Source organism: Rothia sp. SD9660Na, from assembly GCF_030064065.1.
Lineage (GTDB): Bacteria > Actinomycetota > Actinomycetes > Actinomycetales > Micrococcaceae > Rothia.
The window spans coordinates 1,786,320-1,800,319 of record NZ_CP125946.1; the positions used below are offsets into that span (position 1 = coordinate 1,786,320).

Annotated in this window: 13 protein-coding genes and 1 tRNA gene; 5 read left to right on the forward strand and 9 right to left on the reverse strand. The window is 54.7% G+C overall.

The genetic code is table 11. The features are described from left to right. Window positions 1-53 precede the first annotated feature (53 nt). Window positions 54-884 (reverse strand): translation elongation factor Ts, encoded by an 831-nt coding sequence (gene tsf / locus QM007_RS08420; protein ID WP_185173306.1) that lies wholly within the window; start codon window positions 882-884, stop codon window positions 54-56. Window positions 885-1,007: 123 nt separating this feature from the next. Further along, on the reverse strand, window positions 1,008-1,817 hold the full coding sequence (rpsB, locus tag QM007_RS08425; protein ID WP_185173307.1) for a 30S ribosomal protein S2: 810 nt from the start codon (window positions 1,815-1,817) through the stop codon (window positions 1,008-1,010). 621 nt (window positions 1,818-2,438) lie between these two features. Here rpsB and QM007_RS08430 point away from each other — a divergent pair. Next, window positions 2,439-2,879 (forward strand): M23 family metallopeptidase, encoded by a 441-nt coding sequence (locus tag QM007_RS08430; RefSeq protein WP_283489545.1) that lies wholly within the window; start codon window positions 2,439-2,441, stop codon window positions 2,877-2,879. Here the strand turns inward: QM007_RS08430 and QM007_RS08435 are convergent. The 3 genes from QM007_RS08435 to QM007_RS08445 all read right to left on the reverse strand — a co-directional run bounded on the left by QM007_RS08435 (window position 2,876) and on the right by QM007_RS08445 (window position 8,481). Beyond that, entirely contained in the window at window positions 2,876-4,840 is a 1,965-nt protein-coding gene (locus QM007_RS08435) for a S8 family serine peptidase (protein ID WP_283489546.1), read from the reverse strand. The two genes, QM007_RS08430 and QM007_RS08435, sit on opposite strands and share 4 nt — an antisense overlap. Window positions 4,841-5,088: 248 nt before the next feature. Then, window positions 5,089-6,099, reverse strand: coding sequence for a hypothetical protein (locus QM007_RS08440; RefSeq protein WP_283489547.1), 1,011 nt, complete (start codon window positions 6,097-6,099; stop codon window positions 5,089-5,091). A 1,518-nt stretch (window positions 6,100-7,617) separates the two neighbouring features. Beyond that, on the reverse strand, window positions 7,618-8,481 hold the full coding sequence (locus QM007_RS08445) for an RNA polymerase sigma factor (RefSeq protein ID WP_283489548.1): 864 nt from the start codon (window positions 8,479-8,481) through the stop codon (window positions 7,618-7,620). A gap of 141 nt (window positions 8,482-8,622) precedes the next feature. Here QM007_RS08445 and QM007_RS08450 point away from each other — a divergent pair, with 141 nt between their 5' ends. Further along, entirely contained in the window at window positions 8,623-9,087 is a 465-nt protein-coding gene (locus QM007_RS08450; protein WP_283489549.1) for a transposase, read from the forward strand. 13 nt (window positions 9,088-9,100) lie between these two features. Here QM007_RS08450 and QM007_RS08455 read toward each other — a convergent pair whose 3' ends face one another. Next, on the reverse strand, window positions 9,101-10,345 hold the full coding sequence (locus tag QM007_RS08455) for an IS256 family transposase (protein WP_283489550.1): 1,245 nt from the start codon (window positions 10,343-10,345) through the stop codon (window positions 9,101-9,103). An 83-nt stretch (window positions 10,346-10,428) separates the two neighbouring features. On the opposite strand from QM007_RS08455, the gene QM007_RS08460 reads away from it, so the two are divergent. Further along, on the forward strand, window positions 10,429-10,983 hold the full coding sequence (locus tag QM007_RS08460) for an IS3 family transposase (RefSeq protein ID WP_283489551.1): 555 nt from the start codon (window positions 10,429-10,431) through the stop codon (window positions 10,981-10,983). After that, on the forward strand, window positions 10,980-11,186 hold the full coding sequence (locus tag QM007_RS11175; protein ID WP_502949054.1) for an integrase core domain-containing protein: 207 nt from the start codon (window positions 10,980-10,982) through the stop codon (window positions 11,184-11,186). Before QM007_RS08460 ends, QM007_RS11175 begins: the two co-directional genes overlap by 4 nt. A gap of 664 nt (window positions 11,187-11,850) precedes the next feature. On the opposite strand, the gene QM007_RS08465 is transcribed toward QM007_RS11175, so the two are convergent. After that, entirely contained in the window at window positions 11,851-12,081 is a 231-nt protein-coding gene (locus QM007_RS08465; protein WP_283489552.1) for a helix-turn-helix domain-containing protein, read from the reverse strand. Between the two features lie 113 nt (window positions 12,082-12,194). On the opposite strand from QM007_RS08465, the gene QM007_RS11180 reads away from it, so the two are divergent. Beyond that, on the forward strand, window positions 12,195-12,590 hold the full coding sequence (locus tag QM007_RS11180) for a helix-turn-helix domain-containing protein (protein WP_502949104.1): 396 nt from the start codon (window positions 12,195-12,197) through the stop codon (window positions 12,588-12,590). Here the strand turns inward: QM007_RS11180 and QM007_RS08470 are convergent. Continuing rightward, window positions 12,550-12,623: transfer RNA gene (locus tag QM007_RS08470), tRNA-Ile, on the reverse strand. The genes QM007_RS11180 and QM007_RS08470 overlap by 41 nt on opposite strands. Window positions 12,624-12,715: 92 nt before the next feature. Beyond that, window positions 12,716-13,828 carry an LGFP repeat-containing protein gene (locus QM007_RS08475; RefSeq protein WP_283489553.1) on the reverse strand — a complete coding sequence of 371 codons (1,113 nt, stop codon included), beginning with the start codon at window positions 13,826-13,828 and terminating at the stop codon, window positions 12,716-12,718. Window positions 13,829-14,000 lie beyond the last annotated feature (172 nt).

Here is a 14,000-nt window from a genome sequence, read left to right on the forward strand (position 1 = left end):
GGGGCTCCCCTGAGCTATGAGCTTTTTTGGTGCTCAATCACACCTGACGAGTATTAGGCGCCGACGCGGAAACGCTCGAAAGCGGTTGCGGTTGCACCGTTCTCCTCGAGAACTGCTGCTACAGACTTTGAGGAGTCCTTAGCGAAGTCCTGGTCGAGCAGGGTGTTTTCCTTGTAGAAAGCCTTGAGCTTACCTTCAACAATCTTGGGAATGATCTGCTCGGGCTTGCCTTCGCCGCGTGCGGTTTCTTCAGCAACGCGCTTCTCGGCCTCAATGTCCTCAGCCGAGATGGAGTCTGAGTTGAGGTACTTGGGGCTCATTGCAGCGATGTGAACGGCTACGTCGTGAGCAACTTCCTCGGTGTTCTCGCCAGCTACTGCAAGCAGAACGCCAACCTGTGCGGGCAGGTCCTTGGAGGTCTTGTGCAGGTAAACAGCAACGTTCTCGCCCTCAACGCGAGCTACGCGGCGAACAACGATCTTTTCGCCGAGCAGGGCGCCTGCTTCGGTGGTGAGCTCGTCAACGGTCTTACCTTCGTAAGAAGCTGCCTTGAGTTCTTCCAGGGTGGAAGCGTTAGCGGCAACTGCTGCTTCGAGAACGTCGTTACCGAACTTGATGAAGGGCTCGGACTTAGCAACGAAGTCAGTTTCTGAGTTAACTTCGATCATGAAGCCAACGCCGTTTTCTACGCGGGCAGCAACGAGGCCTTCTGCGGTTGCACGGCCTTCGCGCTTGGTGACGCCCTTGAGGCCCTTAACGCGGATGATTTCCATTGCCTTCTGCTGGTCGCCGTTGGCCTCGTCGAGGGCCTTCTTGACGTCGAGCATGCCTGCGCCGGTCTTTTCGCGCAGAGCCTTGATGTCGGCTGCGGTGTAGTTCGCCATGGTGAACTCCTTATATTTTGAACAGATTAGGGAAATCTATTGGGTTCCTGCCGGTATCTTCGGCAGAAGAGGTGAGAACGGCACCCACCGAATGTGGGCGGGTGCCGTTTCTCTTATGAGGCTTTACTTAGCTTCTTCAGCGGGTGCTTCTGCCTTAGCAGCTTCGTGCTGCTCGAGCAGTTCGCGCTCCCATTCAGCCATGGGCTCTTCAGAAGCGTTAGCTGACTTGCCAGCCTTCTTATTTTCGCGTTCCAGCAGGCCTTCAGCAACTGCGTCCGCGATGACGCGGGTGAGCAGGTTGACGGAGCGGATTGCGTCGTCGTTGCCGGGGATGGGGAAGGAAACCTCGTCGGGGTCGCAGTTGGTGTCGAGGATAGCAACTACGGGGATGCCGAGCTTCTGAGCTTCGTCAACAGCCAGGTGTTCCTTCTTGGTGTCAACAACCCAGATCAGTGAGGGAGCCTTGGTGAGGTTACGGATACCACCGAGGGTCTTCTCGAGCTTCTCGTGCTCGCGACGCAGAAGCAGCAGTTCCTTCTTGGTGAACTGTGAGCCTGCAACATCGTCGAAGTCGATCTGCTCAAGTTCCTTCATGCGCTCGATACGCTTTGAAACGGTGGCGAAGTTGGTGAGCATACCACCGAGCCAGCGGTGGTTAACGTAGGGCATGTTCACGCGGGTAGCCTGCTCAGCAATGGCTTCCTGAGCCTGCTTCTTGGTACCAACGAACAGAACGGTGCCGCCGTGAGCAACGGTTGCCTTAACAGCTTCGTAAGCCTGGTCGATGAAGGCCAGTGACTGCTGCAGGTCGATGATGTAGATGCCGTTGCGCTCGGTGAGGATGAAGCGCTTCATCTTGGGGTTCCAGCGGCGGGTCTGGTGACCGAAGTGGACACCTGAATCGAGAAGCTGGCGCATAGTTACGACGGGCATGTCGTCTCCTTATGTATTAGGGGTGCCGGGCGGGCCCCTGATTCCAGGCTAGCTCCGCTCCGCGCATAGTAGTTATCGGTTTACATGTGAAGCATATGGGCATAAGGCCCGCTCCCCTGGTAACGCTCAGACTTTTTCGTTGGAGTGACGAAGCTGTCTCAGACCTTCACCGGCCGGTGCCGGACCGAAAGTTCCTTATCAACTAGAGGCTAGTTGCTTCACGTTACGCGACGTCAGATCCCGGGTGAAGCTCGCGTGAACGATTTACTCAGGAGGGGTCTCTATGTAAAGGGATTCCCCTTGCCCTAGCTCTCCCCGTTTTTGGGCAGAGCGCAGGGGCAAACTGCAATCAACAACTATACCGCATTATTGGGCTTTAATCACCGGGATTTTAACTCTTGTGGTGGCAGGTTTCCAGTGGTAAAGATGGAAGCAACCTACGGTTGGCGCCACCTAGGGTAAGGGGCGGGCACCGACTGAAAGGTTTTTGTCGTGTCTTTTCTTCTATCGCTCTCTAGAAAGCTTGTGAGGTTTCTGGTGGTTTGTTGCTGCGCCCTGCTTTTAGTAGGGGCAACACCCCCGCTAGCGCTTGCGGGGCGGACGCCACCCTGGCAGACCCCGGTGGAGGGGCAGCTTACCGTGGTCCGGGGTTTTGAGAAACCGTCTGCCCGCTGGTCGGCCGGGCACCGCGGGGTTGACCTGGCTCTGGGGCCAGGTGGAAGCGTCCTTGCCCCTTATGAGGGCGAGGTAGTTTTTGCCGGCACCGTGGTGGATCGGCAGGTGCTCACCCTTGAGCACCCGGACGGGCGGCGGTCGTCCTTTGAACCGATTTCTGATCCCCTACCGGTAGGTAGCCGGGTGCAGGCCGGGGACGCCATCGCCCAGCTAGATTCTGAAATTCAGCACTGTGCCCCGAGCTTTTGCCTGCATTGGGGTGTGAGGGAACCTGCCCCGAGCTCTGACACAGCGCGCAAGGGACTCGATTACACGAACCCCCTGCTCCTGCTAGGGCTTGAAGGCCCTAGCGTGCTGCTACCTATTGGCGATGATTTTGCGGCCTAGCGGACCCGTTTCACCCCACCTTCGGCGGTCCACCGCACAACCGCGCCCTTGGTGAAGCTCACCGTCACTGATCCATCGGGATGAGAAACCTCATCGGTAGTGGGGAAACCCAGCGATGATGTATAGCCGTTATTGACCCAGTACCAGTAGATTCCACCGTCTGCCACCAGAGTCTTAGTGCCCGTGGTAGGTGACCATACGAACAAGGTGCCTGCATCTGAAGGCGTCGTGAAGCGCTGCTGAGCACCACCGCCAGGAACAGCTTGCTCATCGGTATCGGGGAAGCCATAGCGTGCAATTCCACCTGCTGCTGTAAATCGTCCGCCAATAGCACCGGCTTCCCACACCACGTGGGTTCGATGGTGCCGAGGGGTCCAGTAGAAGGCAAATCGACGCCCGTCAGCAAGGGCAAACTTTTGCATCGCACCACTGGTGATAGCAGTCTCAGCAAAAACCGGGTACCCATACCCGTTCTCATAGCCACCGGCTCGGTATCTAGCCCCGATACCTCCCGAGAAGTTCACGGGGTAGGCCCCGGTGCGGGCAGTCCAGTAGATCGTGAAATTACGTGAGAAGTTCTGCCCCGCTCCTCCATCGCGCAGGGGAAATTCAGCCCTCGTCGGCGTTCCAAAAGTAGCGGCTGCCCCGTGGGCGTAGTAGTAGGCTCCGATAGCACCAATCAGCGGGAAACCGCGGGTATCTGCAACAGCTGAAACTGCACGAGGAGCGTTAACAAAACGGTACCCGTTTACGTTTGATCCGGTGTCCTTAAGAATGGTGCGAATCTGCTCTACGGTCAGGTTCGGGTTGCGTTCCTTCATCATAGCGATAATGCCGCTCACGTGAGGGGCAGCCATTGAGGTGCCATTGAGCGGTCCGTACCCGGGCCCCGCCTGAGTGTAGGCACCGGTATTCACAGTTGACCAGACATCTGATCCAATCGCACCGCCAGGGGCCAGCACATCAAGCATAGGCCCCCAGTTGGAGTAACCTGTCATCACATTGCCGTTAGCGGTTGCACCGACCACGATAGCTCCCAGGCAGTTAGCCGGTGAGGTACCGACCGCATTTGCCCCGAAGTTACCTGCTGCCGCAACGACCGGGACGTTCCGTGCGTGAGCTGCATTGATGGCGTCCTGCAATACTTTGGGGCAGGTTGCCGAGTAAAAGCCTTCGGAGTAGTTAACGACGTGAGCTGGTGTGGGGTTGGCAGGAGCACCGGGGACGGGCACACCGGCGCTCCAGGCAATACCGGCGGCCTGGTCAGAGGTGTAGGCCCGGCCGTTAACACCCATAATGCGGGAATGCTGGATTCGCGCATTAGGGGCTACACCGGCTACTCCTGACCCGTTATCGGTTGCGGCGGCAGCGATACCAGCTACGTGAGTTCCGTGCCACATAGAACGGGGAACCTGCGGGCCCCAGTCGCCCTCATCATTGGGGTTAGAGTCCCAGCCGTTGCCGTCCCGGCTCTGATCAGCCGAGACAAAGTCATAGCCGGGTAAAGTCTTTGCAGCTAGTTCGGGGTGCCAGGTCTGCCCGGTATCAGCGATACCGATGATGATGCCCTCGCCGGTAGCGTATCGCCAGGCACCGGGCGCGTCGATAGCTCGCATATTCCACTGATGACTAGCAAAGTAAGGGTCGCTAGGAGGATTACGGGGAATAGCTGCCTGACCGGTTGTGATGATGAGATCGTGTTCAGCATATTCAACATCAGGTTGCTCTTCGAGAAGCTCAACGACCTGCGCCTGTTCATCCGGAGTCATCATCTGCTGAACGTCTACAACCTGGGCCTGCTCAACCGTTTCGTGAGAGACTTCTGCGGTGTCTACAGCCGCAGTGGCGTCAGCGACCTCATTCAGAATCTGGGCCTGTTCTTGGCTGTCTACCCCGTCCTTAAATTTCACGACCAGACGGTCTGTATCTGGCTCTGCTTTAGGCTGGTAGTGGGTGGTCATCTCGCCTGCGGCACCTGCGGATGGACCTCCGTTCGATGGCCCTTGAAGTACGGTTTCCCCCGCGGTACCCTCCGGCGGCGCGGCCTGCGCTACGGTTGGAACAGATACCAATAAAAAGCCCGTTGCGAGCACCAGCGAACAGGTGCCTGCAACGGACTGAAAAAACGGCGAACGTGCCACGGTTACTCCCTCAAATATGTGTGTTACTACACAGCATACGATATGAGGGGAACGGCAGGGTGCCTCCGCTATGAGCGCTCGTACGCTACCGGAGTAACAATTCCGGTCTCGGCTGACCAGACCAGCAGGGTTTCAGTGCCGCCCGCAGCACGGAAGAGCTGCTGAGCACCGCCTTCAACGTTGTATTCGTTAGCTACCGGCTCGCCAAAAGTCTCAGCGCCGCCGTGGGCGTAGTAATAAGCGCTGATGCCACCGATCAGCTTGGGCTCAACCTTGTCGAGGGCCTCTTCCAGAATCACGGGGAAGTCGTAGTTGTGGTGCTGGATGCCAGGTAGCACGGTGAAGTCTACGTTGTTGAAACCGGCAGCTAAGTAGACGTTGTAGCCGTTTTCTGCCGCGCCATAGGCTGACCAGGCAACAGGCCAGGTCGCGCCCACGCCGTCCTCAGAACCGATGTACCACTGCAAGGAGAAGTCCTGGGCGGTCTCTGAGGGCAGGGTCTGCATGCCGTTGCTGTTACCGCCACCGACCATCACGGAGCCGCCGCCGGTGCGCCAGGCGTCCTGGCTGTCAGCCAGCAGCTCGAAACCCGTGATTTCAGCGCCACCGGAGTGACCGATGGTCCAGACGTTGGAGGAATCCAGGCCTGCTTCAGCAATAAAGGAGCTAGCAAAAGAGCGGAACCAATCGCCGTTGGCGTCCATAGACTGCCACCAGGTGATGCCGTTACCGCTTGCGTCCTTATCGGGCGAGATCACGGGCACGAAAATCATGTTGCGCTCATTCGCCACCTCGGCCATACCGAGCAGCTGTGAGTTATTAGGTGAATGAGCCTTGGACTGGTTGGTGAACCAGTAGTCCCCGTCGAGGTAGAAGACAACGCCTACGGGCTGGTCCCAGTCGATGTTCTCTGCGTAGACGTGGTAGTTGGAGCTCACACCAGCTTCTGAGGTGTAGGTCGCGAACTGGGTGGTGCTTGTGGTTGCCTGAGCACTGGTAGTACCAGCAACGAGCAGGGAGCTAGCCAGCAGACCGGTAACAAGGACGGGCGCAGTGGCGCGCTTGAGGGAAAAAGACATAATTCCTCTGATGTAGATGAGATGCGAGTGATTGAAAGTGAAACTTTCCTCAGCAAATGTAGCACCCGCCAGGTAAGAGTGTGGGAATTGTGTGCGAATACCCGGTGAACGGGGCGTGTCGCCCACACCCTGGAGTGGGGATAAAAAACGCCTTGCCTTTCTGAAAACAGAAAGGCAAGGCGTGCATAGTAGGGCCTGCGGGGCTTGAACCCGCGACGAAGTGATATTGCATGAAAGAAATAAAGTCATTTTTCTGCAACAACTTCAATAAGCAGCCTTGCTTCCAGTTCACTTACTTGATATTAATTAAGACGTACATCACAACGAAGTCCTGTACCTACAACCCGTTGGAGTGATCATGCTTTCAAAGCTGACCCGCACCTTCCTAGTCACCACAACCAGCCTAACCCTTATGGCGGGCCTAATTCCCACAGCACACGCAACGACGCACCACCCACAACCCGCTTCAGTTAGCACCAATGAAACAACGCAGCAGTCAACACCTGCCAACCTACCCTACAGACCACTTTCGGAAATACGAGCTGAAGCCCAAGCAAAGGGGCTAGATGCTGACGCAACCGAACTTGCCATTGAACTTCAAAAAGTTGTCAATGCATACCACAATCTGCCAAACCACCTCAAAGAATTACCCTATGATTACCCAGCCGTTCAAGATGCCCTGCTAGCTTCCATTTCTCCCTTGTTAGCTCGGGGGGGGCAACTACACCCAACATTGACATTGGAGCCGCTAGCGCTTGTGCAAAGGCTGTTGTTACAACGCTTGTAAAGCGAGGTACAGCTATCGGAGTGGTTTGGAGCGCCATCGAAGTGATAGGTGGAGTTACCGAGTTTGCTCAAGGAATGAGCGAAATCCTCAATAACCGAGGCCAGCAAAATCTGCAAGACCTAGTTACAGAAAGGTGGGGCAAAGAGATGGGTTTTCTCCTTGGACGTGTCATAGGCTACACGGCTATCGTCAACGCTTGCAAGGATCTGAGGGTATAAATGAGCAATACAGCCCGTTCGAAAGATACCCTCTGGAAACACCTTGTTCCATTGAACATTTTTGGGCTAGCACTAGGACTTTTCATCTACTTCCTACGACTCCAGTTCAACATAGACCTCTTGGTCAGAAACAGCACTGAGAACATAACCTTTTCCTGGACAGGGCTCTTGCTCTATGTAATACCCTGCGTACTAGCACTCAATTTTTTTGGCTGGTTCGAATATCTACAGAAGAACATCGGCAGGAACAAGGACTAGCATTCCCCCACTATTCAACAAGGAAACCATATCATTTCACATCACATGAAACGATATGGTTTCCTTGTACATTACACTCTTAACATCCTGCACACTTAGACCCCACTCACCCATCAGATTCATAGTCTAAGATGCCAGGGAATCCGTTTTAGCAGCTTGCTGAAGAACCAACTACGAGAGCCGCCATCACCATAACCCAATTATGGCCAGCACAGCTAAACCGCCAAAGCGTATCCGCAGAAACACGAGCTTCTGTTACACATAATTAGGTTTATGAATCTCTAGACCCCTACCAATCACCATTTTGGCCACCGACAGCATCTTGAGAGTCTGGTTGTAGTAGTCCCGACTCAGCGAGTGGGAGATGCCTAGCTGCTCACCAAGCGCGGCCACCGCAGAGGCGTTGAGGTCTGTTCCGGTAGCTATCATTGAGACCAGCACGCTAAAGCCAGCAGGCAGGTTAGCCTCCTTGCCCGGCAGGCAGTCGAGCAAATCTTCAACGGTAACGCCCTCAGTGCCACCCTGGGCGGCTAGCCGTTCATGAGCATCCAGGGCCCGGTGGATAACCTGGGCCAAGCGCACAGTGTTGGCCTGATTATCCCGCAGGGTCTTTGGGGCGATACCCAGAGCCCTGGAGGCGGCAGCTACGTTGCCGTCAAAGGCTAGAACGATTTTCAGGGTGCGCTCTAGGTGGGCGGGGTTTTCCATGATTGCCGCGAGGATGCCCATGATGTGGTGCAGGCGAGCGTAGTTGCCATCTTCTTCGATGATGGCGCTAGCGATGTCTTGTTCAATCAGGGAGAGGGTTTCGCTGATGCCGATAGTGGCTAGGTGGCTGTAGGTGTCATCGTGCTGGGCTTCGGTGAGTTTTTTGCGCTGGTAGGTTTTGACTTCTGTGATTGCTACAGCTCGGATCCAGGGGCCAAAGGGGCCTTTGGTGGGGTCGTAGGAGTCAAGGCGCTGGTGTGCTGCTAGCCAGGTGTTTTGGTGGACGTCGTGGGCGTCGTGGGCGGGGCAGGCGCTGGTGAGGCGGGCTCGGATGAGGTAGATGGTGTTCTGCCAGTCTTCGAGCATTTGGGGTGTCCAGGCGCGGGCGGCGCCGGTTTGTGTATGTGTCATGGTTGTTCTCTTTGGGGTTGATGTTTTCGGTGGTAGTGCTCTGCTGGTGCGGGTGAGTGATGGGGCAGGGCGCGAACCGTTAAGGACTATTGGGCTAGGTTAAGATGCAAGGCAAACTGTGGAAGATAAGGAACTTCACCCATGCCCACCAAATACCCCCAAGAACTCAAAACAAGAGCCCTACGCCTACTGGCCGATCACCTCGAAAACAACCCCGACACAGGCATCTACACCGCCTGCCGAAACATCGGAGAACGCCTCGGCATCGGCCCTGAAACCTTACGAAAATGGCACAAACAAGCCGAAATCGATGCTGGTAACACCCCCGGCACCACCACTGATATGGCAGCCGAAAACCGACGCCTGCGCAAAGAAAACGCCGAGCTCAAGCGAACCAACGAGATTCTACGAACAGCATCAGCTTTTTTCGCGGCAGAACTCGACCGTCCAGCCCGATCACGATCCGCTATATCGATAGGTATAGGAATCGTTTCGGGGTTGAGAACATCTGCACCGCACTACAAGAAAACCTCGCTGGTGGTTTCATCACCTCACGCGGCTACCTCGCCGCTAAGGCTCGTGGGGACTGTCAGATTAACGGTGTAAACCCACAACAAATCTAGCGACCAGCCACCTGCGGCAACCGATCACCAAAAACAATAGCAAAAGCATTCAATGCCGGCTTCCACCGAGTCATCCACCGCCGGGCACCAGCACCTGAAGGATCCAAAGACCGAACCGTCAAATACATAAACTTCAAAGCTGACTCCTCAGACACAAAATGCCCACGCGACCTGGCAGAACGCCGCAACCTAGCATTCAAAGACTCAATCGCATTCGTCGAATACAACACCCGACGAACCTCCATCTCATACGACAAAAAAGGAATAAATTCCTCCCAGCGACGCCACCACAAAGCACTAATAGCCGGGTACTTCTCATCCCACTTCTGCCCAAAGGCCTCCAAAGCCGCCTGCGCAGCCTGCTCGGTCACCGCCTGATAGACCGGCTTCAAATCCCGGCAAATCGCCTCCCAGTGCTGCCTGGGGGCGTAATGCATGGAATTGCGGATCATGTGAATGACGCAGTTTTGCACAATCGTGCGTTCATAGACCGCATTCACGGCCTCAGGCAGGCCGGTGAGCCCATCACAGACCAGGTAGAAGATATCAGCGGTGCCACGGTTCTTCAGCTCGGTCAGGATCTGTAGCCAGAATTTGGCTGATTCGCCTGCCCCTTCAGGGCCTGCCCAGATTCCTAACACATCCCTAGCGCCTTCGACGTTGACTCCCATAGCCACGTAGAAGGGGCGGTTGCTTACCTGCCCTTCGCGGACTTTCAGGTAGATTGCATCGATAAACACAGCCAGGTAGACCGTTTCTAGGGGCCTGGCGGCCCATTCATTCATCTGGTCAAGGACCGTTGTGGTGATACGGCTGATGGTGTCTTTACTGATGCTGGCCCCATAGATTTGCTCGAAGTGGGCTGCGATGTCACCGTAGGTGAGTCCTTTGGCGGCCAGGGAGAGGATGATTTCATCGACGTTTTTGAGTCGACGGGCTCGTTTGGGCACGATGGTCGGTTCGAAGGAGCCGTCGCGGTCGCGGGGGACTTTGATGTCGATGGGGCCGACGGTGTCGGTGAGGATTCTTTTGGTGCGGTAGCCGTTTCTGGTGTTTTGGCTTGTCTGGTTGGGGTTTTCGGCGTGTTTGGGGTAGCCGAGGTGGTCGGTGAGTTCTTCGTCGAGGGCAGCTTGGATGATGTCTTGGGTGAGGGTTTTGAGTAGGGTGTCGCTGCTGAGGTCTAGGCCTTGTTCTTTGGCTTGGGTGATGAGGTTTTGGGCGAGTTGGTGTTCTGTTGTCATGGTGTTATTTTCTCCTGTTGGGGTTGGGGGGGGGGTACACCGTTTTCCTGACAGTCCCGGCTCGTGTTCCTGCAGCACGTACTTTGAAGGACCAACTTCTGATTCCTGAACTGGTGAAAATCCATGAAGAGAATTATGGCGTGTATGGTGTGCGCAAGATGTGGCACGCCATGAGGCGTGCCGGCTGGGATATTGGTCGGGATCAGACCTACCGACTCATGAAAATAGCCGGTGTTGCTGGTGCTCATCGGGGTCGTAAGCCTATGACCACCAGAGCGGCCACAGTGATTGATGACCGTCCTGATTTGGTTCAGCGTAACTTTACCGCTGATGCGCCTAACCGCCTTTGGGTTGCAGATTTTACCTATGTCAGAACCTATTCAGGTTTCTGCTATATGGCCTTCATTACTGATGTGTTTTCCCGGAAGGTTGTGGGTTGGGGTGTTTCTTCGACCATGCATACTCTGGGGATGCCTTTGACGGCGTTGAAGCAGGCGCTTTTTGAAGCGAAGAAGGGTGGCTCTGATCTAAGGCAGATTGTGCATCAAACGGATGCGTGGTTCGCAGTATATTGCGCAGGATTACACTGCTGGTTTGAAAGAACTAGGAGTGCAGTTATCAGTCGGTTCTACTGGTGATTTCGTATGATAATGCTTTGGCTGAGAGTGTGAATGGTGCTTATAAGGCTGAGCTGGTGAGGAATCGCCTTTTTGTTTCAGTTGGTCAGTTGGAGGTTGAGACTGCGTCTTGGGTTGCTTGGTGGAATGCTGGTCGGTTGCATCAGGGTCTTGGGTTTAGGACTCCGCAGGAGGTGGTTGATGGTGCTTTGGTGGTCTTATAATTGTCGGAACTAAAGCCAGTACATATCAGCACACAAGCTGAAAATCATTCAGATTCGACAGGCTTACCAAGCTGCTAGAACAGGCCAAAAATGTTTTGTCACAGTTCTGGGAGGTAAACGGAAACAGGACGCCTGGTTTCATCATCAGTGGCCACCAGCGGGAACGAGCATCTTGGTAGATGCATCTATTGCATATGGCCCCCATCATCAGAGAAAGACTTTGTGCGTTTCCAAAATTCTGGACTCCTTTCCCCCTGAACACTTCAGTGCCTATTGGCGCTGGAGAAGGGGAATGTCCATTATTTTCTGGTTAGCTTGTCTGTGTTTCCTCTTTGAGTGGCTACTGTTTCTTACTGTTCTGCTTTGTCAGAAACTGTTTTCATGGCTGGGTATTCTTGGTGCCTGGTTAGGCAACCTCGTAGGATCCAAATTCCCCATACGAGCCTCCGACCACAAGGAAGAGAAATCGGCCTCTGACTGCGAAGAGCCATTGGAGTCTTCTCTCGCACCCACTGAGGGTTACCATTACGGGGATTCAAATTTTTCAGATGGTGGCGTCACCATACGCCCCCTTAGCGCGGAGCAACTAAGCCAGCTTTATGAGGATGATGGTTTTCGCCAGTCGAACCCGTAGAGATTCGCTAGTGAGCCGGTCGGTTCCTGACTATGCTGGTTGCGCTTGGCGCGCTTGAACTTTATAGAAAATTTCAACGTCAATGCCCAGGTGATTAGCAAGTAGCATAAGCTCATCTGGGTCAAAGCGTGTGCGGTTGTTGAAGCGGTCGCTGGTTGATGCGGTTGAAAGACCGAGTAGACTGGCGACCGCTTTTTGTGTAAGGCCTGCGCGAGCTACTTCGGCGCTGACATTGGCAGCAATCTGTTCAGAATAAGTCATGACTTAAATATATTCGGTTTTTTCGTATCATGCAAGCACTAAGATTCGGATTTTTCATATTTTTTCCGCACATCCTGTTGGAATCATGGGATTATCTGAGTATAGTTGGGGATATGACCAACATAATCACCAGCAATCAACTGATCTCCCGCGAAGTCAAGGCAGCCATCGGCCGACAGGACATGAACCAGCGAAAGCTAGCTTTCGCGATGGGCATTAGCCCTGCCGCTCTTTCAGACAAACTCAACGGCCGTAGCAACTTCTCTGTCGACGACCTGCTAATAGTTGCTGGAACTCTGGGGCTATCACTTGACGAACTTCTAGGCTCAGCCCTGATTAATTCACGAGTGCCTTCACCTTCTTACTTTGAAGATGAAAAGGGCAAGAAAAAAGTCGCCCCGATCGGATTCATTCCGAACGGGACGACTTATCAAATGGTTGCTAACGCTGAACCAGTGTTAGCTGGGGTAGGGCCTGCGGGGCTTGAACCCGCGACCAAGGGATTATGAGTCCCCTGCTCTAACCAGCTGAGCTAAGGCCCCACAGCACCAGGCTCTAGAGAGCTTGATACTGCCTCTAAGAATACCGAAAAGTCAGGCAGAGACCAAAACAGCAGTCACGGTTCGTACGAGCCCTAGCGAACCCGTTCTACGCCTCCGCTCTGGGTCCACTTCAGCTCGGCGCCGCTAGAGAACTTCAGGGTTACACTACCATCTGCCTGAGCAGTCTCATCTGTTGTGGGGAAACCCAGCGATGATGTATAGCCGTTGTTGACCCAGTACCAGTAAAGCGCTCCGTTAGCAGCAACCTTGTGCGTACCTGTTGCCGGTGACCAAATCAGCCTGGTCTCCCAGCCGTTCTGCGCCCTGAACACCTGCTGAGCACCGCCAGGAATAGCCTCTTCATCAGTGAGTGGGAAGCCCAGAGCGGCTGCATGCCCTAAATCTACCCAGCGGCTAAAGATAGCGCCCTTTCCATTCATCGCCCGTGTCCCGGTAGTAGGTGACCAGTAGAAGCGAGTTTCTTTCCCATTGAGGCGGAAGGTCTGACGTGCCCCGTAAGCGTAGGCAGTCTCGTCCTCGCTGGGGAAACCGTAGGTGCCAGTGCCACCCTCACGAGTAAAACGGCCACCGATACCACCAGCTTCCCAGACGATGTGGGTGCGGCCGTGCTCGGGAGTCCAGTAGAAAGCGAAGCGACGACCATCAGCAAGCGCAAACTTCTGCATCGCACCACCGGTGATAGCAGTCTCAGCAAAAACCGGATACCCGTACCCGTTCTCGTAGCCACCGGCTCGGTACCTTGCACCAATACCACCTGAGAAGTAAACAGGGGATGCCCCGGTCCGAGGGGCCCAGTAAATGGTGTAGTTTTTTGCGAAAGCCTGACCTACTCCACCGTCGCGCAGACTAAATTCGTTGGTCGTTGGCTCGCCGAACTTACCGCTAGCACCATTGGCCCAATAGTAACTACCAATAGCACCTACGAGAGCGTATGGAGAACTCACAGAACGCTGGGGAAGAGCGTTATCAAGAATGGATGCGAAGTTATAGTTGTAGTGGGTAGTACCTGGCAAAATTGTGAGCTGTGCATTATTGAAGCCAGCTGATTTATACACGCGATACCCGTCCTGAGCAGCGCCTAAAGCTGACCAGGTTGATGGCCAGGTAACGCCTTTGCCATCCAACTCACCTACATACCAGCGAAGCGAAAAGTTCTTTGCAGCGGATGAAGGCCAAGTTTGCATGCCGTTGCTATTGCCACCACCAACCATGATGGATCAGCCACCGCTACGCCATGAATCTTGTCGGTCCGCTAATAGTTCAAAACCGGTGATTTCTGCACCGCCCGAATAACCGATAGTCCAGACGTTGGAACGGTCGATACCGGCTGACTGAATAAAATTCTGGGCGAAAGCA

Excerpts from the sequence above, each read along its gene's own strand:
- QM007_RS08445 (WP_283489548.1), bottom strand. The coding sequence starts at position 8,481 with ATGACACATACACAAACCGGCGCCGCCCGCGCCTGGACACCCCAAATG.
- QM007_RS08475 (WP_283489553.1), bottom strand. The coding sequence starts at position 13,828 with ATGCAAACTTGGCCTTCATCCGCTGCAAAGAACTTTTCGCTTCGCTGG.
- QM007_RS08450 (WP_283489549.1), top strand. The coding sequence starts at position 8,623 with ATGCCCACCAAATACCCCCAAGAACTCAAAACAAGAGCCCTACGCCTA.
- QM007_RS08455 (WP_283489550.1), bottom strand. The coding sequence starts at position 10,345 with ATGACAACAGAACACCAACTCGCCCAAAACCTCATCACCCAAGCCAAA.
- QM007_RS08435 (WP_283489546.1), bottom strand. The coding sequence starts at position 4,840 with ATGACCACCCACTACCAGCCTAAAGCAGAGCCAGATACAGACCGTCTG.
- QM007_RS11180 (WP_502949104.1), top strand. The coding sequence starts at position 12,195 with ATGACCAACATAATCACCAGCAATCAACTGATCTCCCGCGAAGTCAAG.
- tsf (WP_185173306.1), bottom strand. The coding sequence starts at position 884 with ATGGCGAACTACACCGCAGCCGACATCAAGGCTCTGCGCGAAAAGACC.
- QM007_RS08465 (WP_283489552.1), bottom strand. The coding sequence starts at position 12,081 with ATGACTTATTCTGAACAGATTGCTGCCAATGTCAGCGCCGAAGTAGCT.
- rpsB (WP_185173307.1), bottom strand. The coding sequence starts at position 1,817 with ATGCCCGTCGTAACTATGCGCCAGCTTCTCGATTCAGGTGTCCACTTC.
- QM007_RS08440 (WP_283489547.1), bottom strand. The coding sequence starts at position 6,099 with ATGTCTTTTTCCCTCAAGCGCGCCACTGCGCCCGTCCTTGTTACCGGT.